Below are 22,373 nucleotides of genomic sequence, written 5' to 3' on the forward strand. Positions count from 1 at the left end.
AAAAGGCGACGCCCGCCGGGGCGCCGCCTGCACAGCGGCTATCAGGCCAGGTTCTGCTCGGCCGACCAGTTGGCGTACCAGTTGCGGAACAAGGTGTACTGCGCTTCGGCGTAACCGCGCTGGGCTTCGCTGAGCTTGTCCGATTCGTTGAAGTGCAAGGTGTATTCCTTGTCGCCGTTGAGCACCATCAGGTGCTTGTAGAACAGCACCAGATCGCAGCCTTCGTCGAAGGACGACAGCACGCCCAGGGCGGCTTCCAGCTCACGAGCCTGACGGCGGGCCTTGGCGTCACCCGCCGCGGCTTTCTTGCTCAGGGCAACCAGGGTCAGCACTTCGCGTGGCAGCGCGTTGCCGATACCGGTGATCGCACCGGTGGCGCCGCAGTTGACGAAGCCATGCACCACTTGGGTGTCGACGCCGACCATCAGGATCACTTCGTCATCCTGGGAGGTGATGTTTTCCGCCGCATAACGCATGTCGGCAGCACCGCCGAACTCTTTGAAGCCGATCAGGTTCTTGTGCTCGCGGCGCAGTTCGAAGAACAGGTCGGCGCGGGTGGCAAAACCGTAGTAAGGGCTGTTGTAGATCACCGCCGGCAGGTTCGGCGCAGCCTTGAGGATGTCCGAGAAGTGCGACTTCTGCGCGGTCAGCGAAGCACCACGGGACAGCACGCGCGGAATGACCATCAGGCCGGCGGCGCCGACCTTGGCGGCATGGGCTGCATGGGACACCGCCTCACGGGTGTTCACGGCACCGGTGCCGACCACGGTTGGAATGCCAGCGGCCACCAGGCGCGCCACGCCTTCCTGGCGCTCGGATTCGGTCAGCAGGGGCCAGTCACCCATGGAACCGCAATACACCACGGCGCTCATACCGATATCGATCAGTTCGCGGCCTTTCTTGACCAGCGCATCGAAGTCCGGCTTGCGGTCGGCGGTGCACGGGGTCATCAGGGCGGGCATACAGCCGGTGAAGATGTTGTCGCTCATGGGGTTGCTCCTTGTTCGTTTAAATAGTGCGTTCAGATCAATAGGGTGTGTTGCGCCGCCCAGGCGGCATCGGGCGCAGGGCTCAGATGCCCCACGCGAAAGCGTCCTGCTCGTCGATCAGCAGCGTGCTGTCGGCGGTCATGAAGGCCTGGCCGCGAATGAAAGGCCGGATGCGCTCGCCTTCCCATTCGAAGCGGCCCTGAAACTGGCTGCCGGTGATGCTGGCCTGTACCCAGGTCTTGCCGGCTTCCAGCTTGCCGTCGGCGGCCAGGCACGCGAGTTTGGCGCTGGTACCGGTGCCGCATGGCGAGCGGTCATAGGCCTTGCCGGGACACATCACGAAGTTGCGGCTGTCGGCCTGGGCGTCGTCGGCGAACAGTTCGATGTGGTCGATCAGCGCACCGCCTTCGCCGGTGATGCCCTGCTCTTCCAGGGCCTTGAGCATGGTCCAGGTGTATTCGGTCAGGTGCTCGACGTTGCTCATGTCCAGGGTCTTGCCGTGGTCCGAGACCAGGAAGAACCAGTTGCCGCCGTAGGCGATGTCGCCCAGCACGCGACCGTGGCCCGGCACTTCCACTGCCACCTGCTGGCGATAGCGCCAGGACGGCACGTTGCCGATGGTCACGGCGCCGTCATCGTGCAGCGTGGCGCTGACCTGGCCCACCGGAGTGTCGATCTTGTGCACGCCCGGACCGATAAGCCCCAGATAGGCCAGGGAATTGACCATGCCGATGGTGCCGTGCCCGCACATGCCCAGGTAGCCGGTGTTGTTGAAGAAGATCACCCCGCAGGTGGCGTCCGGCGAGACCGGCTCGCAGTACAGCGCGCCGACCAGTACGTCATTGCCCCGCGGTTCGAGCAGGCACGCGCGGCGCCACTGATCATGTTCGTTGCGCAGCGAGTCGCGCTTTTCGGCCATGGTGCTGCCGGACAGTTGCGGGAAGCCCTTCATCACCAGCCGCGTCGGTTCACCGCCGGTGTGGGAATCGATCACCTGTACTTTTTTCATGAACCCTTCCTTTCTGAGGCTGAGCCTTAATGGAATGTGTGGCGGTCGGTCAGACCAACAATTGTTCGATGTCGTGTATCAACTGGCTGTCGACGAAAACCCCGTCGCGCTCCGAGCGCTGGCGCGCCGCAAAACGTCGCTGCGAAGGCAGGCGCGCGCCCTGTTGGGTAATCGCGCCGAACAATTGCTCGGCGCTTTGCAGGCCCTGCTCCAGGTCGTCGCCGAGGAAGCGTTTGGGGTCGAAGGCCAGCAACAATTCGCCGTGGCAGGGCGTGGCGCCCGCACCGCCGTCGAAGGTCAGGGACTGAGCGCTGGTCATGTCACCGATCAGCGCCCCGGCCATCAATTCGATCATTGCCGCCAGCGCCGAACCCTTGTGACCGCCAAACGTCTGCATCGCGCCCCCGAGTGCCGCCTGGGCATCGGTGGTGGGCGTGCCCTCGGCATCCAGTCCCCAGCCCAGCGGGATCGGCTTGCCTTGCCGGGCATGCAGCTCGATGTCGCCACGTGCAATCGCACTGGTGGCGAAGTCGAACACGAACGGCTCCTGCCCCGGACGCGGCCAGGCAAAGGCCAGAGGGTTAGTGCCGAACACACCCTTGCTGCCGCCGTGGGGCGCAACCCAGGCGTGGCTCGGGGTCATCGCCATGCCTACCAGCCCGTGGGCGGCGATGGCTTCGACTTCCGGCCACAGCGCCGAGAAGTGAAAACAGTTGCGAATCACCAGCGCGGCCACACCCAGGGCACGGGCCTGCTCGACCAGCAGCGGCACGCCGGTCTCCAGGGCGAGCAGCGAATAGGCGCGGTGCGCATCGATGTTGATGATCGACGGTGCCGGATGGCTCACAGTGGGTTGTGCCACCGGCGATACCTTGCCCGAGCGCAGCGAGCGCACGCACACCAGCACCCGGTACAAGCCATGGGAATGGCATTCGTCACGCTGGCCCTGGGTGATGACCTGGGCAATCGCCCGGGCGTGGTCTTCGCCCATGCCGTTATGGAACAGTGCGCGCATCGCCAGGTCGTGGACCTGTGCGAGACTCAGATGGACGGTATCGCTCATGCTCTGCTCTCCACTAGTCCGGGTTTCAGGACGCATGCTGCGCGCGCCCGCCCACAGGCCGCAGCCCGGCACGGGGTTCGGCAACCGCTTCGCTTTCTTCGTCATCGTCCAGGTTGACCAGGTGCGCCGGCACGCCGGTCGCCGCTCCCCAGTAATAGATGCCCAGCGCACAGGCCGCCACCACCAGGGTGTCGAACGGATGGCTGATGGCACCGATGCCCCCAAAACTGCCCAGCTTGGAGAGTACGATGGTCACTGCGTAGAAGCCGATCAGCCACAACGATGAGCGGACTTGCTGGCCCAGGCTCAGGTGCTGGGTCGGGACGAACCGGCCGCACAGCAGGTAGATCACGAACATCACGATTTGCAGGCCCAGCAGCCAGGAGACCGTGCTCCAGCCCGACCAGTAGACGATCAGCGCGGCGATGATGAACGACAGCGGCCCCATGACGCCCATGCACTTGACCCGGAACGGCCGCGGCATGTCGGAAGCATTGCGACGCAATGCAGCGACCGACACCGGCGCCACGGCGTAGCTGAGAATCAGCGCAGCGGACACCACGTTGATCAGCGCTTCCCATGACGGGAATGGCAGGGTCCAGAACACCGACAGCCCGAAGGTCAGCCACAGCGCCGGGCGCGGGATGCCGGACTCTTCGTCGATGCGGGTGAAAATCTTGAAGAAGGTACCGGTCTGCGCCCAGCCATAGATGACACGCGGGGTAGCGTTCATGTAGATGTTGCCGCAACCGCTCGGGGAGATCATCGCATCGGCCACCACCAGGTACGCCAGCCAACCCACACCCAAGGCCAGGGCGATATCGCGATAAGGCAGCGCCAGTTCCTTGCTGACCGCGGCCCAGCCGTTGGCGAGCATCTCGGTTGGCACGCTGCCGACGAAGGCCAGTTGCAACAGCACATAGATCGCGGTGGACAGCAGCACCGACAGGATCAGCGCAAAAGGAATGGTGCGCTGCGGGTTCTTCACCTCGCTGGCCACCGAAATGATCGGCGTCAGCCCTAGGTAGGCAAAGATGATCCCGCCCGCCGAGACCGCCATCTCAATGCCCGACATGCCGAACGGCGCAAAGCCCTGGCTGGTGAGATTCTGCGGTTTGAAGAACGCGAACAGCACGCCGATCACCAGCAGCGGCACGATGAACTTGAACACGCTGATGAGGTTGTTGGCCTTGGCGAAGGTTTTCACGCTGCGGTAATTCAGCCAGAAAAACAGACACAGCAGGCCGAACTGCACCAGCCAGCCGATGGCAGTCGGATCGCTTGAACCTGCCTTGGTCAGTTCGGGAAACCAGGCCGCCGCGTATTGACGCGAGGCCACCACTTCAATCGCCACCAGGCTTGTAAAGGCGATCAGGGTGATGAACCCCATCAGGTAGCCCAGCAACGGGCCGTGGGAATAGACCGGGTAGCGAATCACGCCACCTGCACGGGGCAATGCCGCGCCCAGTTCGCAATAAACGATACCCAGCAACAGCACGGCAAAACCGCCCAGCACCCAGGAAAAAATACCTGCAGGCCCTGCAATCGCAGAGACATGACTGGCTGCAAACAACCAACCCGAGCCAAAAATGGCGCCCAGTCCGATAAACGTGAGGTCTATCAGTGAAAGTTGTTTTTTGAACTTACCGTTACCTGACATCGTTTTGCCTTTTTGTGTGTTATTGAATCGGCAGTTTCATGAGGCTTGATTCGCTGTTGCGGATCGTCAATGCGTGGAGTAACCGCCGCTGTCTTATTGAATTTTCGGCTGCATTCGATGGGCATAGAGTGAACCCAAACCCCACCCCCGCGCTTGATGCTTTCGCCTGCGCGCCATGACGAAATCGGCACAATTCGAAAAATCCCCGCGCGCCGCCAGAACGCTCTGGCACGCCACTCGACAGTCTGCAAAGCATGATGCAAGCTGACCTCCCGACCGCTCATGGACGGCATCACGGAGTCGCAAAATGGCGCACAACGCCCTGGACATCTTGCTGCACGGCAACGACCTGCACCGCCCGGAAAACATCGAGCAACTGCTTGCCGGGGTCGCCTTGCTATTGCCGATGCTGGACGTGATCCCCAACGCCGCGATCTTCATCAAGGACGATCAGGCGCGTTATGTACTGGCCAACCGCACCCTGGTGGAACGCTGCGGGCTCAAACAGTTGAAACCCTTGTTGGGCAAGACCAGCGCCGATGTATTCCCGGCACAGTTCGGGCCCGGCTATACCGAACAGGATCAGCGCGTACTTGAACGGGGCGAGATACTCGAAGACCAACTTGAACTGCACTTGTACGGCAGCCGGGAACCGGGCTGGTGCATGACCCACAAACGCCCTTTATATAACCGCGCCGGGGAAATCATAGGCCTGATGGGCATCTCGGTAGACCTGCAAACGGCCAGCGACATGCACCCGGCCTACCAGCGCCTGGCCGCCGTGGACGACTTCATCCGCACCCACTTCTACCGGCCCATCAGCCTCTCGGAGCTGACCCGCATCGCCGGAATCTCCGTGGCGCAACTGGAACGCTACTGCAAGCGCGTGTTCCACCTGACGCCACGCCAGATGATCCAGAAGGTGCGCCTGGAAAACGCCCACCGCCTGCTGCTGACCGACCTGCCCATCACCGATGTCGCCATCCAGTGCGGCTACACCGACCACAGCGCCTTCAGCCGGCAGTTCAAGGCGCTGACCGGGTTTACGCCAAGGCAGTACCGCCAGGCGACCGGGCGGGAGTGAGCGCGCGATACAACATCGCGAAACACATCGGCTTGCCTGGATGCTGTCCTACACCAGCCGCGATGATCGGGCTGTAGACCCCGTAAAACCTGGGGTTCGCCGGTTGCGGGGCGGACCACTGCCAGCGTTCTCCCCTTCGTCAGGACAGCCGGCGGTTTGACAGTGCAGAGGGCCGATGCGAAGCTTCGAACATCGAAAAGGAGAACGCGTATGTCACTTGCAGCCGTCATGAGATTCCTCGGAATTCTGGACGAGAAGGACATGTACATGAAGGCCAGGGGTGGCGTGAAGAACCTTCACATCGTAGGTCGCGGCATGCTCAAGCAGGACCTTCAGGAAATCTACAACTCCGACAGCTACAAAGACGCTCAGAAAATCGCTGAGCAGATCGTCGCCAAGCAAGCCTGAGCATGGGGTTGCTTCTCATACTCCCGATTCTGGTGAGTGGCTACCTCGTCTGCATGAACCACCCTTACTACTTCTGCCGCCTACATCGCTATGACGGCCAGCTGCTTTACCTGCTGGTCGCCAAACTTGGCTTGTATTGCGTGCTGTTTGCCCTCATTGCCTGCAGCACGGCCACCGCCCTCGACCGGTTTCTCGAATGGTGTGACCTGCAAGGCCGGATCGGGCTGATACTTGTCGATCTGGGTTACTCCAGCGCTGCCTCTGCGGCTCATCACGCGTTTGTGCTGGAAGTGGCAGTCCTGACGATTTTCACCCCGGCCCTCTGGACTCTCGCTGCACGATTCCTGGGTTTTCTCAGAGGCAGGTACACAGGTTTCGGATCAGCCTCTGCCTATCACCGGACTCGTTTGCTGCTGGACACGCCACTGGGGGAACTGCTCTTCGACTCTGTGTCGAAAACGCGCCAGATCCTGATGCTGACCATGAACGATCGCAAGGTTTACGTCGGGCTTGTGGACTCGCTCGGCGAAGCCAGCGAAAAGGAGTCCCCGCAAAGTACCTTCAGTTTCGTGCCGATGCTCAGCGGCTATCGGGACAAGGACACGCTGGAGTTGAAACTGACCACGACATACCCTGACCGCGATACGATCCGCATAGTCTTGCGAGCAGAAAATGTGCTGACTGCCACGCCCTGGAAGCCCGAGCACTGGAAGGACTTCTCCGCTGTGCGGGCCGCGCATGTCAGGACGGTCAACAGGAAATGCCTGCGGCAGCGTTTGTTGTCAGCCGGCAGCACGATTTCCGGCTAACACGATGATGTTTATGATTTTTTTCATCCGCGTGCTTGACTTCCCTTTTTTAATCAGTAAGATAGCGCTCATTCCGCGATAGCTCAGTTGGTAGAGCAAGTGACTGTTAATCACTGGGTCCCTGGTTCGAGTCCAGGTCGTGGAGCCAAACGTAATACTGAAAAGGCCAGCGCATAGCTGGCCTTTTTTGTTTGTGCACGGAAAAGCTCCGGTCGAACGCGATACTACCCCTTCCCTGCCTTCAGCCAGATCTGCACGGAGCCGGCCGCCTGCTGCAGCGCGGCCAGGATGACCTGGCGATCGGAATCCGGCACCTTCCCCACGATCCACCTGATCAGTTCCTTGACCAGTTCGATCACGCGACGCTGGGGAAGACGCAAGGTCGTCAACACCTGCCTCGCAACGGCCCGGGCACCCAGCATGCTGACGAGGTTGGGGTCGCAGAGCGTGCGCAGGTTGTGAAACAACCGGTTCATCGACTCGTCGGCAAACACCTTGTCATCTGCCTGAACATCCAGTTGCACCTGATTGAGCCAGGTGATGAACGCCTTGTTGGCGATCAACGCTGCCAGAATGGCCTCGACGCTGTCGATGCTCATTGGACTGTCATGCTCTTGGGCGTCGTCACCCAGCCGCTTGCGCGTAAGGTTCGAGTCGATGACGCGGCGCCCCAGATGCAGCGCCGATACCAGGATGTCCTTGAACGCGGACATGAGCGTGACTTGAGGTACGCGGCTGGCCATGGCGATTTCATCGTTCGTCGCTGCACTTGGCTTGGGCGGTTCCACCAACGCCGCAGTCCTCACGCCAGGCACCTCACTCCACAGAAACCAGGTACTGCTCGGCTCTGTCTGGAACGCGAAGTCCATCAACTCGCAAAGCAGTTCGTTGCCACCGGGTGTCGCCAGCAACTGGTCCCAACTGCGCCTGAGCAACGGCGGCGCGGTCAGGGTGGGGCCGCGCGTCTGGGCATCTGTCAGTTTCAGCGCGTATCCCAGGGCGCTGACATCGGCATTGCCCTGCCCCACCTGCGCGCCAAGCTGCTGTACTCGAGCCTTCAAACCGCCGGGATCGACCTCTGGTGCTGGCTGCGCATGTCCGGGGGCCAGCTCGCCGGGTTCGTTGACCGGCGCCGTCAGTGACCGCAGCCCCAACTGCAGGTCCATCAAGGTCAGCAGGATGTTTTCGACATCATCCGGACCGCTCCAGCCATAGACCCGTCGCCCAGCGCCTAGCCCCTTTCTCGCAGCTTCCAGCCGGAACAGGCTCGCCTCGTAGGGCAGCTCCAGCGCATTGGCTGACAGCATGGCGATGGCCGCATGGTCGAGTTCGACCGCCACGGATAATCGCTCCTCACCCCGCGCCGTTTCATCCTTGAGTGCCAGGCTGAACACGGCGGTCACTTGGCCCGGCAGCATCAATACCGGCAGACACAGCTGACGCCGCTCTTCGCGCTGCTGAACGATCACGTACCCGCCCGCAGGCAGCGTCGTATCGAACACCAGCACGCCGGGCGCTTCGGGCAGTATTCGGGCGTCGCTCATCGGCCAGGACTTGGCGCCATCGAAACGCTCGATTCGCAGGCAGCGCATCTCTTCGCGCATGTGCTCGGCGGTGGCCGTATCGAGCTGCGAGCCTGCGTCGATGGGTGCCCTGAGCACGAAGCGGAAATTGCCCTCCCCCAGCGAAAAAGGTCGTGGCAAGCCGGCATCGGCCAGTGAGGTTCCAGGCAGCGGAATCGGCGAAGGGAATGCCAGGGCTGGCAGCTCCACGTCCATCCAGTCCGAATGATCCGATACCCCCACGTCCTGGACGCTCTCGCAGTAGCCGATGCGCTGCCGCATCTTGTATTGACCGGGCTCCAGTTGCAGATCGAGCACACCGACGCCCTTGGCAATCAGCGCGTAGCCTCGGTTGACCAGATAGAGTTCCGATGCATCGGCACTGGAAGTGAATCGCACCCTGACGTTTTCCCCGCCCGGAACCTGCCATGCCACCGGGGCTGGCGCCTCGATCTCTTCATCGTCTCGTTCGCGGACTCGCCCATCGGCATCCGGCTCGAGAGGTTGGTTTTCCGGCTCAAAGGGCGATGGCATTGTTCACCCCCGGATCAAAACTGTGGGTCCCCGTGCCGACGAGTAGTGTGTGATCGCCGGTCGGGAGGATCAGGGTGAATTGCTGCCCGCCGTCCGCCGATGGGCTGAGCGCAATTTCCTGCTGCCAGCTGTAGGCGGTGTCGCGCCAGATGAGGGACGACGGCCCGACTGTGGCAATGGCGTTCCACAGGTCTGAACGCAGGTACAGCGAGCTGCCTGGCACCAGCGCCGTGGTGCTCGTGAAGGTAACGGCATTGAGCGCGCGCCGGGACTTGAAGTAGATGTCACCCTGATCGGGAGGCACGCTGCGCGGTGCAGGGGGCAGTGGGTTGACCGGGTACCAGTTGGCCCAGTTATAGGTCATCACCCGAGTCAGCACCTGCCCTGCCACGCAGCCCGCAACATCGCTGGGCGCATCTTCCAGCGCCCGCAGAAAGGCATCGGTCATCAAGCCGACCACCTTGCCGTTGGAGCCTGGCAGCTCGCGTTCCTGGGATTTGCCTCGCCTGGGTGCTGCATACAGCGCATAGACCTTGGTGTTCTCGGCAGCGCTGTTTTCCACACGATTGAAACTGGGCGGGTTGTAGGTGAAGTTGCCGAACACGTCACGACAACAGTCCATGATCAGCACCACTTCGCTGAACAGCCCGGCGCGCTTGATGGCGGCAGCGTATACGGACCCCGCAAGATTGGAATGGATGCTCCCGTAGTTGTCGGCGCTGAACAGTGCGGCACTGGGGTAGCCGTCCTCACTGAGCGAGAAGCCATGCCCCGAGAAGTACAGGTAGAGACGGCTCTTGCGGCGCAACGGCTCGCCTTTGTCGTCAAAAGCGATCCTGTTGAACTCCTGGGAGAACGACCAGGCGTTGGGCGACCAGACGGTGCTCTCCGGCCAGCCGGTTCCGGGTAGCGCCAGCAATTCCTGGGGCGTGGTCAAGGTCACCACATTGCCGCCGGGCACAGCGGCACCCTGCGGGTCGGTCAGCCAGTCCCGGACCCGCTCGATGTCGTTCAACGGACCGTCGAGGGTGGGGAACGAGTCGCTGTCCCGATAGCGGGCGATGCCCACCAGGATTGCGCGATCGTCGGTAGCCATGGGCCGCTCACCCCCGGATGATGTTCATCAAGGAAATCAGGGTGGATTCGTCATTGTCGAAATCGCCATGGTGCTGCGAATCGCTATTCAGACCGACCCCCGCGTCCGCCGCCCTGGACCAGACCAGACGATTGGCCTTGGCATTGAAGAACTGCCAGACCTTCTGCACCTGCGCATCGTTGCTGAAAGCGGCTTGCGTGAAGAAGCGCTCCATTCCCACCAGCGGCATGTCCTCCTCCGAGGTCCACTTGCCGTCCACGTCATTGCCCTCCAGCAACCCCGAGACGAAATACAGCAGGCTGCGCGTGTAAAGCGGCTTGAGCATCGCGTCCTGTTGCTCGCGGGCATCACGCATGGCGAACATGCGAAAGTCGCGAAGGTAGGTGCCTTCATGGTCATTGATGGCCCGGGCGAATCGCTGGCAGGTCACGGCAGGTGCGAGGAACACCACCTGGATCGGCGTCTCCAGCCCCGCGGCCCTGGCAGCATCGAGAAAATTGCAGATGTAGATCGCCCCGGTGCTGTGGCCGACCAGGGTGATCTTCTTGAACTGTTTGCCGGCCTTTTCCATCTCCCTGATCTTCTGCACCACCAACCGGCCGCAGGTGTCGGTGCCGTCGGCGAAGCTGTCCAGGGTGTCCTTCTTCATGGCGTTCCAGACGGTGGCGCCAATCAGGTCACCGTAGGCGGACTGCAGCACCTCCTCGACGATGGTGCAGTACACGCCGTGATCGCGATGGCTGCGAAAGCGCTTGAGGACCGCTATCACGATCCCGGCGGCATAGCGCGCCACGTTGAGCCAGGTGAAGACGCCCCGGGTCTTGACCCGGGCATCGGTTGAAGCCGGTCCAGTGGCAGGGAACATCTCATCCAGTGCATCCGGACTGATGAGCAGCACCGTGGCGCGCTCCGTCGTTCCGGCTCCCTTGGTGGTGACCACGACGCCGGGCGGGTTGGCGGCATTGAAGGCTCGCCCGAGCACCCTCTTGAATTCAGGATCATCGTCCAGTTGCCGCTCGATATCGCTCGCCAGGTCATCCAGATCGGGAATGCCGGCGTTCGACCGCGTCGTAGCCTGAGCGTCGCCGGCAATATCGCTGTCTTCTACGGGCGGCGCCTGGCGCAGGTTATCGAACCAGCGGTCATATTCCTGCCGGAACCGGTCGACATCGGTAATAGGGACGCCTCCCGCCCCCTTGAAGTTGACGCCCCCGACCGGAGAAATCTTTGCCACCACCCACTCGGACACTTTCTTTACCAACTCCCGAAAGGCCGGGTCGTTGAGAATGTCGCTCTTGTTGTTGAGCAGCGCTTCCTTGAACCCGGACTCCCAGACAAAAAACAACGGGTAGGCGCCGGCTTCCTGATAACGCGGGGTCAGCCTCGCGGTTATGTCATTCAAGGCGGAGTCGCGGCTGACCAGTCCCCCGTGCATGTGGATCACCAGACCGTTGGCCGGCCCTTGCTGCATGGCATGGTCGAGTATCCGCGAGACCTCGGTAATGGCACTTTGCGGCGGGTTGCCGAGCCGGCCGTTGGCAGAGACCAGATAGTTATCTTTATTGGGTGCGAGCAAAGGCGTGGCCATACGAATCCCTCCGACAAACCGGTGCGTTGTGTATAAACGAAATACTGAACTTACTTATAGAACACGCATCGGGTTTTGCGGCAAAAAAGGGGACGGAAGTTGAAACTTTATCAACTTTCAAATAACGACAGGGAGCCGACATGGCTCCCAGTTGTTTACTTGCTTATGACGATATGTAAATCCAATGAAACATATCGTGCAATTCAGATTCACTGTTTTCAGTATTGCGTTAAGTCAGAGTTACGCGACCAGTTTCATGGATCATGTGGTTTCAAGACCGCCACCCTGCTTGCTCAAGCGCCACCCCCAACGCATCGACATCGGCCCGGCTGCGCCCCTCGAACATCGGCATATACGCCAACGGATCGGCGAGCGTCGATGAACTGCCTATGAAACCCTCAACCGTGGCATGCAGGCAGAACGCGCTGTACGCCGGGTTGTAGCCGCCCTCCTGAACGATCAGCAACCGCCCTTCGCAGAGTTCGTCCGCCAGCGCTCTGGCCTGCCGCGCCAAGTGGTTGAAGCCGTGCATGGTCAGCAACTGCCGGCCGTTGGGGTCGAACTGCGAGGCGTCGAGGCCGTTGGCGATGATCAACAACTGCGGTGCGAAGGTCCTGACGGTGGGCTTGACGAAGCGTTCGAACGCCAGCTCATAGGTCAGGTCGCCCGAGCCCATGGGCAGCGGGATGTTCAGGTTGCCGCCCAAAGCCTTGCCTTCGCCGCGCTCGTCCACTGCCCCGGTCTGCCGATGGCTGGGACCCCAGGCGCCGTGATCCATGTGCAGGGACACGGTCAGCACCGAGGAATCGGCGTAAAAGCCGGCCTGGGTGCCGTTGCCGTGGTGCACGTCCCAATCGATGATCGCCACCCGTTCGATGCCGGCCGCCCTCGCTGCCTGGGCGGCGACGGCGACGTTATTGAAAAAGCAGTAGCCGTCGCACATGTCCGGTGCCGCGTGGTGGCCTGGCGGACGCACCAGGGCCATGGTCGGGCGGCGGCTGGCCAGAGTCTTTTCCACGGCGGCGATGCTGGTGCCCGCCGCTGCCAGCAGGCCCTGCAGGCTGCCGGGATTCATCAGTGTGGTGCTGCTGAAGCGTTGGCCGTTCGGCTCGGCATCGCGAATCCGGCTCAGGTACTCGCGCGTATGAAAGCGCAGCAGTTCGGCATCGGTCGCGTGCCGCCCGCTGTGCCAGGCCAGATGCCCGGCCACCGGCCCGTTGTGCAGGATGGCCCGCATATTGACCAGCCGCGGGCCGCTTTCCGGGTGCTGGATCTGGAATTCCAGCAAATCGCTGGGTGGCGCTTCGAACATTCCGTAGCCGGTGTCGTGACGCAGCACGTCGTCATGCCAGAACACGTCCATCGATGGCGTCATGGCGGCGTCCTCAGTCAATCACGTGCAGTTCAGGTGGAATGTCCGACAGGCTCCTGGAGCCGTCCTTGCCGCACAACACCGTGTCGCCCAGTTTCAGGCCGAAGCCTTCGCTGTAGAGCGACAGGTTCGGTTCGATGGAGAACGACATGTTGGGCTGGAACACATGATCGTCGGCCTCATCGACCATCATCGCCTCAAGCCAGGTCGGCGGATAGGCAAGCCCCAGGCTGTAGCCGATGCGGTGTACGCGAGTGCGCGACAGGTCGATGCGATCCAGGATCGCGTTGCACACGCGGTTGGCCTCACCCACCGGCGTGCCTGGCTTGGCGATGTCGATGGCGGCGTTGAAGGCTTCGGTGAGCAGCGTCGAGACTTCCCGCACTCGGGCTGTCGGTTTGCCGATCACCGCGCTGCGCATCAGGATCGCGTGGTAGCGGTTGCACACCCCGGCGTGTTCGAGGATCACCACATCGCCGGGGCTGATGGTCAGCCGGTGCGGCATGGCGTGGGTCATGGTGCTGCGCCGGCCGGTGGCGCACATCGGGCTGATCGCTGCGTACTCGCTGCCCGCATCGCCCAGCGCCTTGGCGACGATCCCGGAGATTTGCACCTCGGACATTCCCGGCCGCAGGGCCTCGAACGCGGCGAGCATGCCCTGGTCGGCCATTCGCGCGGCGCTGCGCTGGTACTCGATCTCTTCGGCGGTCTTGATCAGGCGCTCTTCGGCGACCACCACCGAGGCGTCTTCGAAATGGGCGTGGGGCATGTGCTTGAGCAGCGTGGTGTATTGCAGCGCGCTGAAGGTCGAGGCCTGCATTTCCAGACCGATACGGCCCTGGCTCAAGCCGAGCCCTTCGAGCGAATCGGCGACGATGCGCAGCGGGTCCTGTTTGGCGATGTCGTAGAAGATCCCCTCTTCCAGGCACGACAGCTCATAGGTGCAAGGCTCTTCGCTGGTGCGCGTGAGGAAGATCGGATCGGCCAGTTTCGGCGAGATGACCAGCGCCTGATACCAGAGGAACCCCAGGCTGTCGAAGCCCGTCAGGTAGTTGATGTTGTCCGGGTAATTGATCACCAGGGCGTCCAGCCCGCGCGCAGTCATGCGTCGCTTCACGGCCTCGATACGTTGACGGTAGGTGCGCAGCGGAAAAGCAGTCATCATGACGATTCCCTCCTTAGGGAAAAGGTGAGCGTTTTTCAGGTATATGCAGCCAGAGGTCGATCCGGGCGGGTCAGCCGCCCGGTGAAGCGTTGCGGTCATGCCGGTACATGCGCACCAGCAGCACCATCAGCGTGATGAAGACCATCAGCGTGGAGACGGCGGCAATCGCCGGGTCGAGGTTGTAGCGCAGGCCGTCCCAGATTCTCTTGGGCAAGGTGATGACGTTCAGGCCGCTGGTGAACAGGGTCACTACCACCTCCTCCCAGGACATGATGAATGCCATGAAGAAACTGCCCGCTAAGCCGCCGCGCACGTTGGGCATCAAGACCTGAACGATGGTCGAACCCAAGCCTGCACCCAGTGAACGGGAGGCCTTGTACAGGCTGCTGTCCAGCCGGCTATAGGCCACCAGCATGGCGATCAGCGAATATGGCAAGGCCATCATCAGGTGCCCGAAACCCACACCGATCAGCGAGTCCAGCTGCTTGACCGAAGCACCCAGGTAGTAGATCGACATCGCCGACACCACCTGCGGCACGATCATCGGCAACAACACGATCAGGGTCAGCGCCACGCGATAACGCGGCTCCAGCCAGATGCCGGTGGCGAACAGAAACGACAGAACCGTGCTCACCATCCCCACCACCACGGCCAGCCCCAGGCTTTGCAGGATCGAGCTGAGCCACGCGCCGTCCAGCAGCGTCAGGTAGTGGCGCAGCGACCAGGCGCCGTCGGGAAACGACAGGTAACGCTGGTCGCCGAACGACAACGGCACGATCACCAGGATCGGCAGCAGCAGAAACAGCGCCGCCAGCCACATAGCAGCCATCGACAGCCAGCGGGCGATGTTCACCTTCGGCCGGCGCGACTGCGGTTCAAGTGCGACGGTGGCAGGATTGCTCAAGGTGCGTCCCATGTTCATGCCTGCCTCCCGGTAAACCGCCCGACGCCCACCAGCTTGACGAACACCACGGCACAGACCGCGACCATCGCCATCAGCACGATGCTCAACGCCGCGCCCAGGCCCCAGTTCGACAGCTGGAACATCTGGATGTAGATACTCTCGGCCAACATTGCCGCCTTGCCGCCGCCCAGCAGAGCTGGCGTGACAAAGCACCCGAGGCTGAACACGAACACCGTGGCCATCGCCGCCGCGACACCCGGCAGGGTCAGCGGGAAGAACACGTTGCGCAGGGTTTCCCAGCGTCCGGCGCCCAGGCTCGATGAGGCGCGCAGCAGGCTGTCGTCCACCTGGCCCATGGACGACAGCAACGGCAGGACGGCGTAGGGCACCATGAAATGCACCATGCCGATCAGCGCGCCCAGCTCGTTGCGCACCAGCGCCAGGGGCTCATCTACCAGGCCCAGGGTCAGCAGGCCCTGGTTGACCAGGCCATCGTTGCGCAGCAATACCAGCCAGGCGAAGGCGCGGATCAGCATCGACAGCCAGAACGGCAGCAGCACGAACAGCTCGATCAACATCCGCCCACGGGCCGAGGCAAAGCGCCAGCGGAAGGCGATCAGGTAGGCAATCGCCACGCTGATCGCCGTGGTCAGCAGGCAGATGCGCAGCGTGCGCCAGATCACCGTGTGGATCGAGGGCGTGTCCAGAATCGTCGCGTAGTTCTGCAAGCCCGGTTGCGGCAGGCTAAGGCTCCAGCCCAGCACGCCCGCGGTGGGCAGCAGGTAGCCGACCACGATCAACAACGGCAGGGGCAGGATCAGCAGCGCATAGATGCGCAACGCGCCGTGGAAACTGATGCGCATGTCAGCCACCGATCAGGGCCAGGTAACGGTTGAGGGTGTCGCTGTAGTGGTCGGCGTACCACAGGTTGTTCATCTGCACCTGTTTGCGCAGGTTGTCCGGCGCGGTGGGGTTGATCTTCTGCAGATCGGCCGACAGCAGGCTGTTCACCTTGCTGTCCACAGGCCCCATGTTGTAGACCTCCATCAACTTGGCCTGGGTTTCGGGACGCAAGGCAAAAGCGATGAACTTCATGGCATTGGCGGCGCCGGCGGGATTGTTCTTGGGCACCATCCACACCGATGGCGCGACGATGGCGTTGTCGAAGCCCCAGTCGATGGCGCCGCCAGTGTCCTGCTTCACCAGTTGCGCGCGGGTGTGCCACATCTGCGCCATGCTCACCTCGCCGTCACGCAGCAACTGCTGGCATTCGGCGCCGGTGGACCAGTGGGTGACGATGTGCGGCATCAGTTCTTCGATCTTGCGCAGGGCGCGGTCGACATCCAGCGGATAGAGTTTGTCCGGGGTCACGCCGTCGGCCAGCAGCGCGCATTCGAGGTTGGCGCTCATCCACTTGTACAGCGTGCGTTTGCCGGGGTACTTCTTCACGTCCCAGAAGTCGGCCCAGCTCTTGGGCGGGTTCTTGCCGAATTTCTTCGCGTCATAGCCCATCACATAGCTGTAGCTGTAATTGGCCAGGCCGAACTCGTGGACGTCGCCATAGCCGATCAGGGACTTGTCGACCACGCTGTAGTCGATGGGCGTCAGTACGCCCTCCTTGCCCAGGCGATAGGACGAGTACATCTCGCCGTCGCACACGTCCCAACGCACCGCGCCACTGTTGACCTGGGTTTTCACCGCGCCCTCGGTCGGCCCGCTGCCGTCCACCTGCAGCTTCATGCCAGCGGCGTTGAAGGCCTGAAAGCTTTTCTCGAACGCCGGGACCGCATCGCCCCCCCAGTTCGCCACCACCACCGAGCCGCTGTCGGCAAAGACCTTGCGCAAAGGCCCCATGCCTGCGGCGGCGGCCATCACCATCAGCAACTGGTTGAAGCTGCGACGGCTGAGGGTGCCCGCCTCCACTCGCTGCTGGGCGATCTGGGCAACGTCCTCGATAAAGTGCTGTTTGTCTTTCATTCTCGGTTCCCTTTGCAAAGTGGCGGCAGGTGATCGAAATGTTGTTATTGGTTTGAAATCAGGTGACCGTGCTGCTGGGACCAGGAGCACCAGTACGGCTGCCCCCGTTCAAGACTGTTCAACAAGGGATGGCTGACGGGGATGCGCAGGGCAATCGGCTGGGCATCCTGGGTGCGCAGATCGACGCTGACGTGAGTGCCCAGGTAGGTGATGGCTTCCATCCGCGCCACCACGCCATTGCCGTTGCCGGTCTGGTCCACAGGCTTGAGGTCCAGATGCTCGGGACGAATCGCCAGCCAGTGCTCGGTGCTGGCAAATGACAACGGCCGCTCCACGCCTTGAGTGATGCGCAGCGACCGGCCCTGGTAATTGCACACCAGCGCGCCGTCCTGGCGGCTGATGTCGTTGACACCCAACAGATTGGTATCGCCAAGGAAATTGGCGACGAAGCGGCTGGCGGGACGCTCGTAGACTTCCTGGGGCGTGCCCAGTTGCTCCAGCCGCCCCCGGTTGAACACGGCGATGCGGTCCGAGAGCGCCAGCGCTTCTTCCTGATCGTGGGTGACGAAAACGAAGGTGGTGCCGAACTCCTTGTGCATGCGTGCCAGCTCACCCTGCATCTCCTGACGCAGGCGGCGGTCCAGCGCCGACAGCGGCTCATCGAGCAGCAACAGCGGTGGCTCGAACACCAGCGCCCGGGCCAGCGCCACGCGTTGTTGCTGGCCGCCGGACAGTTGCTTGATGCCACGGGTGCCCATGCCGTCGAGCCCGACCCGCTCGATCATCCGCCCGACCCGCTGCTTGATCTGCTCCGGGGCCATCTTGCGAATCTTCAGCGGATAGCCGATGTTCTGCTCTACGGTCATGTGCGGAAACAGCGCGTAGCCCTGGAACACCACGCCGAAATTGCGCTGATCGGCCGGCAAGCCGGTGATGTCCCGACCATTGCACAGGATCCGGCCTTCACTGGGTTGCTCGAAACCTGCGAGCATCATCAGCGTGGTGCTTTTGCCGGAACCGGACGGCCCGAGCAGGGTGAGGAATTCGCCACGTTTGATATGGAGGGTGATGTCGCTCAGCGCACGGGTTGCGCCATAGCACTTGCCCAACTGTTGCAGATCGACGAAATGTTCCGGGGAAATCGACATGGGATCTTCCTCCTGCGTAGGCGTGCCAGACGCCGTCCTGTGCAGCTATCGTCATGGCAAATTAAATTGACTTCAACTGATTTGTTTTCTAGGTTTCATGTGAATTCAATTCACTGAAAACCTCAAAAATGCCCCTGAAAGCGACACGCCGCCTCCCCTCCCTGATCGCCTTGCGCGCTTTTGACGCACTGGTTCGCCAAGGCAGCACCGGTGCTGCGGCGCTGGAGTTGCACGTCACCCACAGCGCGATCAGCCATCAGATCAAAAAGCTCGAGGAGGAACTGGAAGTCGCGCTGGTCGAGCGCAATGGCAAGGGCGTTCACCTGACCTCAGCGGGGCGTAAGCTTAGCCAGTTGGTCAACGGCGCATTCGAGCAGTTGCGCGATATCCAGAATGCCCTGCCCACGGTCACACCTTCCGGCAGCCTGCGCATCGCCTGCGCCCCGGCGTTGCTGGCACGGATCTCGGGGATGCTGGAGCGTTTTCTGCGCGACTACCCTGAAGTTTCGTTGCACCTGCTGCCCATCGAGCACGCCACGCAGAACGTGGACATGGTGATTTCTTTTGGCGACAGCGAGGTGCAAGGCCAGCGTATCGCGGCCTTGGGCGACATTCTGTACTTCCCGGTGTGCAGCCCGCGCCTGCTCAACGGCAGCGAACCCCTGCGCAAGCCACGGGACCTGGCGCGCCAGGTGTTGCTGCACGAGGACGACGGCTATGACTGGAGCCGCTATTTTCTGGCGGCAGGAATTCCCAGCCTGCAAGGCCGACAGAACATATTCCTGCCCGACGCCTCGCTGACCATCGGCGCGGCGATCGCCGGGGTGGGCATCACCATCAGCGACCACATCCTGGCCGGCGAGCAACTGGCCCAAGGCACGTTGATTCGCCTGTTCGACGTCGAATTCCCCGCGCCCCACCCCTACTTCATCATCATGCCGCCTCGGGGCGACAACGACCTGGCCAAGGCCTTCGCCGACTGGCTGATGCGTGAGCTTGAGCTGATCGAACGGGTGGGTTGAGCCCGGGTGCGCTCTTGATTCTGCCCGCAGGGCGTAGGAGCGCGCTTGCCCGCGACTTGGTGCGGCAGCGGCAGTAAAACCAGGCACCGCGTCCTGTCAGGCACACCGCGTTCACCGAATTTGCTGGCGCTGCGCGCCAGATCGCGGGCAAGCGCGCTCCTACAGCCTTCGGCACAAGCGGATTGGGGATCTGGCGGGGCGGCCGCGATGCGCTCTTGATTCTGCCCGCAGGGCGTAGGAGCGCGCTTGCCCGCGACCTGGTGCGGCAGCGGCAGTAAAACCAGACACTCGTCCTGTCAGGTGCACCGCATTCACCGAATTTGCTGCCGCTGCGCGCCAGATCGCGGGCAAGCGCGCTCCTACAGCCTTCGGCACAAACGGATTGGGGATCTGGCGGGGCCGCCACGATGCGCTCTTGATTCTGCCCGCAGGGCGTAGGAGCGCGCTTGCCCGCGATCTGGCGCGGCAGCGGCAGCGGCAGCGGCAGCGGCAGCGGCAGCGGCAGTAAAACCAGACACCGCGTCCTGTCAGGTGCACCGCATTCACCGAATTTGCTGCCGCTGCGCGCCAGATCGCGGGCAAGCGCGCTCCTACAAGGGAGGCATGTAAACCCGCGATCGGGGTATTCAGAACCTCGGGATCTCGAGCCCCAGGCTTTCGCGCAAGGTCGTGCCTTCATACGCCGTGCGATACACCCCGCGTTCTTGCAACAACGGTATGACTTCCCCGGTGAAACGCTTGAACTGACCCGGATGGCCGATGTAGATATTGAACCCGTCCAGCGCCCGCGCTTCGAACCACTCGGTCATCTTGCAGGCCACGGTTTCGGCCGATCCCACGAAGGCGCCCGGGCGCAACTGGCGGCCGAATTCCACCGCCTGGCGCAGGGTGAACTCCTTCTCCCGCGCCTGGTCGGCAATGCGCTTGGCATTGGTGAAAAAGCTGCTGCGCGCGGCCTCAAGGCTTTCCTGCGGGAACGGCGCATCAAGGTCATATTGACTGAAATCGTGCCAGCCGAAATTGCGCCCGAACTCTTTGAGCGCCAACTCGAAGCTGTGGTCGGCCTGATGGTAATGCCGTTCGATTTCCCGGGCATGTTCATCGGTGTCGCCGACGTAGATCTCGGCCCCCGGCAGCACCAGCAGTTGCTCAGGATCGCGTCCCAGTCGCTGCGCCCTGCCCTTGACGTCGCGGTAGAAGGCCTGGCCCTGCTCGATGCTGGCCGCATGGGTGAACACCACATCCGCCGTCGCCGCGCCCAGCTCACGCCCTTGCTCCGAATCCCCGGCCTGAAAGATCACCGGCTGGCCCTGAGGCGAGCGCTGGATATTCAGCGGCCCTACCACGCTGAAGTGCTCGCCCTTGTGATTGAGCGCATGCAGCTTGTCGGTATCGAGAAACTGCCCGCTGGCGCGATCCCGCACAAAGGCGTCGTCTTCATAGGACTGCCACAACCCCTGCACCACCTTCACATGCTCGGCGGCGCGGCCATAGCGCGTGTCGTAGTCGTAGTGCTCGTCGCGGCTGTAGTTGCCCGCAGTGCCAGCATCGCCGCTGGTGACCACGTTCCAACCGGCGCGGCCCTTGCTGATCAGGTCCAGCGACGCCAGCCGCCGGGCCACGTTGTACGGCGAGTTATAGGAGGTGGTCAGCGTGCCGACCAGGCCCAGATGTCGCGTGCTCACCGCCAGCGCCGAGAGCAGCGTCAGCGGTTCCAGGCGATTGAGGTAATGGGACGGCGAGCCTGGCGTGATGAACTGGCTGTCGACAATGAACATCAAGTCAAACAGCGCCGCCTCTGCCTGCCGCGCGATGTCGATGTACCAGTCGATATTGACGCTGGCATCGGCCGGCAGCTCCGGGTCGAGCCACAGGTTGTGCCGCCCCGGCCCGCCACAGCCCATGGTCAGGGCGCCCAGCTTGATCTGTCGTTTGCTCATGGTTCAAGGCTCCCCAGGCGTTATGGCTGGACGGTCGCAGCGGCGGTTTGCAGGGGTGCGCTGAACGACTGATCGAACAGGCTCGCGGCCGGGTACGACTTGATAAGGCCCAGACCTGCGAAGAAATCCACGGTCTTCTGCGCGTCGGCAATCACTTGCGGGCTCAGTGGCTCGACGTTGGTGCGGGCACGGGCGAACCACACCCGGGCAATCTCGGCGTCGGCGCGGGTGCGCTTGGCCCAGGCATCGGCGTAGGCATCGGTATTGGCCGAATCCTTGAGGGTCCATTCACGGGCCTTTTTCAGGCGCTTGAGGAAGTCATCGATGGCAGCGCGCTTGGTGTCGATGATGTGGGCGTTGGCGACCACGTAGCTCTGGGCCGGAATCAGCCCTTCAGCGGTGGCCAGAATCCGCGCCCCTTGGCGCTCCTGTTGGGTAACGTAGGGCTCCCAGGTGGCGATCACGTCCACCGAGCCGCCGTCCAGTGCATGGGAAGCGTCCAGGGCGCTGAGGTAACGCAGGTCGAGGGAGTCGCGCGGCACACCGGCGTTGTCCAGCGCTGTGAACAGCAATTGCTGGCTCCACGAGCCTTTCCAGATCGCCGCCCGCTTGCCGCGAAGGTCGGCGATGCTGTGGATGTCCGAGTCCTTGCGCGCAAGAATGGCGACGCCACCCAGGTTCTGGCGGGTGATGGCAATCACCTTGATCGGCGCCCCCAGCGCGCCAAGAAACAGCGGCGGCGCGTCACCCAGCAGGCCCAGGTCCAGGCTGCCGACATTGAGCGCTTCGGCCACCGGGGATCCTGCGGTGAATTGCTTGAACTCAAGGGTATAAGGCAAATCGTTGAGCACCCCCGCCGCTTCCATCACCGCCTGGGCGTTGTAGCTCTGATCGCCCACCACCAGGGTTTGCGCTTGCGCGGACAGGCTCAGCAAGGCGGCCGCAGCACCGGCGGCCAGATTCTTCAGATAACGCACGTTCGTCTCCAGATGCCTTCTCAAGGCAGGTCAGAACGATCCGCGCGCACGGTCTCGCCAGCTTTG

19 protein-coding genes and 1 tRNA gene are annotated in these 22,373 nt (G+C 62.5%); 5 read left to right on the top strand and 15 right to left on the bottom strand.

Annotation, left to right across the window (positions count from 1 at the left end; translation table 11 throughout):
- Positions 1–41 precede the first annotated feature (41 nt).
- The 4 genes from ACIPOO_RS12705 to ACIPOO_RS12720 all read right to left on the bottom strand — a co-directional run bounded on the left by ACIPOO_RS12705 (position 42) and on the right by ACIPOO_RS12720 (position 4,721).
- Positions 42–989, bottom strand: coding sequence for a dihydrodipicolinate synthase family protein (locus ACIPOO_RS12705; RefSeq protein WP_400607245.1), 948 nt, complete (start codon positions 987–989; stop codon positions 42–44).
- 82 nt (positions 990–1,071) lie between these two features.
- Positions 1,072–1,998 (bottom strand): 4-hydroxyproline epimerase, encoded by a 927-nt coding sequence (locus tag ACIPOO_RS12710; RefSeq protein ID WP_400607247.1) that lies wholly within the window; start codon positions 1,996–1,998, stop codon positions 1,072–1,074.
- Between the two features lie 49 nt (positions 1,999–2,047).
- Positions 2,048–3,061 carry an Ldh family oxidoreductase gene (locus ACIPOO_RS12715; RefSeq protein WP_400607249.1) on the bottom strand — a complete coding sequence of 338 codons (1,014 nt, stop codon included), beginning with the start codon at positions 3,059–3,061 and terminating at the stop codon, positions 2,048–2,050.
- A 25-nt stretch (positions 3,062–3,086) separates the two neighbouring features.
- Positions 3,087–4,721, bottom strand: a complete 1,635-nt coding sequence (locus tag ACIPOO_RS12720) for an APC family permease (protein WP_400607252.1) — start codon at positions 4,719–4,721, stop codon at positions 3,087–3,089.
- A gap of 307 nt (positions 4,722–5,028) precedes the next feature.
- On the opposite strand from ACIPOO_RS12720, the gene ACIPOO_RS12725 reads away from it, so the two are divergent.
- The 4 genes from ACIPOO_RS12725 (at position 5,029) to ACIPOO_RS12740 (ending at position 7,170) form a co-directional block, all read left to right on the top strand.
- The gene (locus ACIPOO_RS12725) at positions 5,029–5,805 is read left to right on the top strand and encodes a helix-turn-helix domain-containing protein (protein ID WP_400607254.1); all 777 of its coding nucleotides are present in this window, start codon (positions 5,029–5,031) and stop codon (positions 5,803–5,805) included.
- Between the two features lie 210 nt (positions 5,806–6,015).
- Positions 6,016–6,213 carry a hypothetical protein gene (locus ACIPOO_RS12730; RefSeq protein ID WP_274130753.1) on the top strand — a complete coding sequence of 66 codons (198 nt, stop codon included), beginning with the start codon at positions 6,016–6,018 and terminating at the stop codon, positions 6,211–6,213.
- 2 nt (positions 6,214–6,215) lie between these two features.
- Entirely contained in the window at positions 6,216–7,022 is an 807-nt protein-coding gene (locus ACIPOO_RS12735) for a hypothetical protein (protein WP_274130752.1), read from the top strand.
- A gap of 72 nt (positions 7,023–7,094) precedes the next feature.
- Positions 7,095–7,170: transfer RNA gene (locus tag ACIPOO_RS12740), tRNA-Asn, on the top strand.
- 76 nt (positions 7,171–7,246) lie between these two features.
- On the opposite strand, the gene ACIPOO_RS12745 is transcribed toward ACIPOO_RS12740, so the two are convergent.
- From ACIPOO_RS12745 to ACIPOO_RS12785, 9 genes are all read right to left on the bottom strand, one after another.
- Positions 7,247–9,118 carry a hypothetical protein gene (locus ACIPOO_RS12745; protein WP_400607256.1) on the bottom strand — a complete coding sequence of 624 codons (1,872 nt, stop codon included), beginning with the start codon at positions 9,116–9,118 and terminating at the stop codon, positions 7,247–7,249.
- Positions 9,102–10,214 carry a caspase family protein gene (locus ACIPOO_RS12750; RefSeq protein WP_400607258.1) on the bottom strand — a complete coding sequence of 371 codons (1,113 nt, stop codon included), beginning with the start codon at positions 10,212–10,214 and terminating at the stop codon, positions 9,102–9,104. The genes ACIPOO_RS12745 and ACIPOO_RS12750 overlap by 17 nt, the downstream gene beginning before the upstream one ends.
- A 7-nt stretch (positions 10,215–10,221) precedes the next feature.
- The gene (locus ACIPOO_RS12755; RefSeq protein ID WP_400607260.1) at positions 10,222–11,802 is read right to left on the bottom strand and encodes a hypothetical protein; all 1,581 of its coding nucleotides are present in this window, start codon (positions 11,800–11,802) and stop codon (positions 10,222–10,224) included.
- A 271-nt stretch (positions 11,803–12,073) separates the two neighbouring features.
- Complete coding sequence (locus ACIPOO_RS12760; protein ID WP_400607262.1) at positions 12,074–13,177, bottom strand: hypothetical protein; 1,104 nt, start codon at positions 13,175–13,177, stop codon at positions 12,074–12,076.
- A 10-nt stretch (positions 13,178–13,187) separates the two neighbouring features.
- Positions 13,188–14,339: a M24 family metallopeptidase gene (locus ACIPOO_RS12765; RefSeq protein ID WP_400607264.1), complete on the bottom strand. Its 1,152-nt coding sequence runs from the start codon at positions 14,337–14,339 to the stop codon at positions 13,188–13,190.
- 70 nt (positions 14,340–14,409) lie between these two features.
- Positions 14,410–15,261: an ABC transporter permease gene (locus ACIPOO_RS12770; RefSeq protein ID WP_400607266.1), complete on the bottom strand. Its 852-nt coding sequence runs from the start codon at positions 15,259–15,261 to the stop codon at positions 14,410–14,412.
- The gene (locus ACIPOO_RS12775; protein WP_400607268.1) at positions 15,258–16,106 is read right to left on the bottom strand and encodes an ABC transporter permease; all 849 of its coding nucleotides are present in this window, start codon (positions 16,104–16,106) and stop codon (positions 15,258–15,260) included. The genes ACIPOO_RS12770 and ACIPOO_RS12775 overlap by 4 nt, the downstream gene beginning before the upstream one ends.
- Position 16,107: 1 nt before the next feature.
- Positions 16,108–17,220, bottom strand: coding sequence for an ABC transporter substrate-binding protein (locus ACIPOO_RS12780; RefSeq protein ID WP_400607270.1), 1,113 nt, complete (start codon positions 17,218–17,220; stop codon positions 16,108–16,110).
- A 44-nt stretch (positions 17,221–17,264) separates the two neighbouring features.
- Positions 17,265–18,368 carry an ABC transporter ATP-binding protein gene (locus ACIPOO_RS12785; protein ID WP_400607272.1) on the bottom strand — a complete coding sequence of 368 codons (1,104 nt, stop codon included), beginning with the start codon at positions 18,366–18,368 and terminating at the stop codon, positions 17,265–17,267.
- 128 nt (positions 18,369–18,496) lie between these two features.
- Here ACIPOO_RS12785 and ACIPOO_RS12790 point away from each other — a divergent pair, with 128 nt between their 5' ends.
- Positions 18,497–19,390, top strand: a complete 894-nt coding sequence (locus tag ACIPOO_RS12790; protein WP_400607275.1) for a LysR substrate-binding domain-containing protein — start codon at positions 18,497–18,499, stop codon at positions 19,388–19,390.
- Positions 19,391–20,016: 626 nt separating this feature from the next.
- On the opposite strand, the gene ACIPOO_RS12795 is transcribed toward ACIPOO_RS12790, so the two are convergent.
- Entirely contained in the window at positions 20,017–21,330 is a 1,314-nt protein-coding gene (locus tag ACIPOO_RS12795; RefSeq protein ID WP_400607277.1) for an LLM class flavin-dependent oxidoreductase, read from the bottom strand.
- Positions 21,331–21,350: 20 nt separating this feature from the next.
- Positions 21,351–22,307 (bottom strand): ABC transporter substrate-binding protein, encoded by a 957-nt coding sequence (locus ACIPOO_RS12800; protein WP_400607279.1) that lies wholly within the window; start codon positions 22,305–22,307, stop codon positions 21,351–21,353.
- Positions 22,308–22,373: the final 66 nt, after the last annotated feature.

The organism is Pseudomonas sp. NPDC090201 (genome assembly GCF_044746825.1).
Lineage (GTDB): Bacteria > Pseudomonadota > Gammaproteobacteria > Pseudomonadales > Pseudomonadaceae > Aquipseudomonas > Aquipseudomonas putida_AD.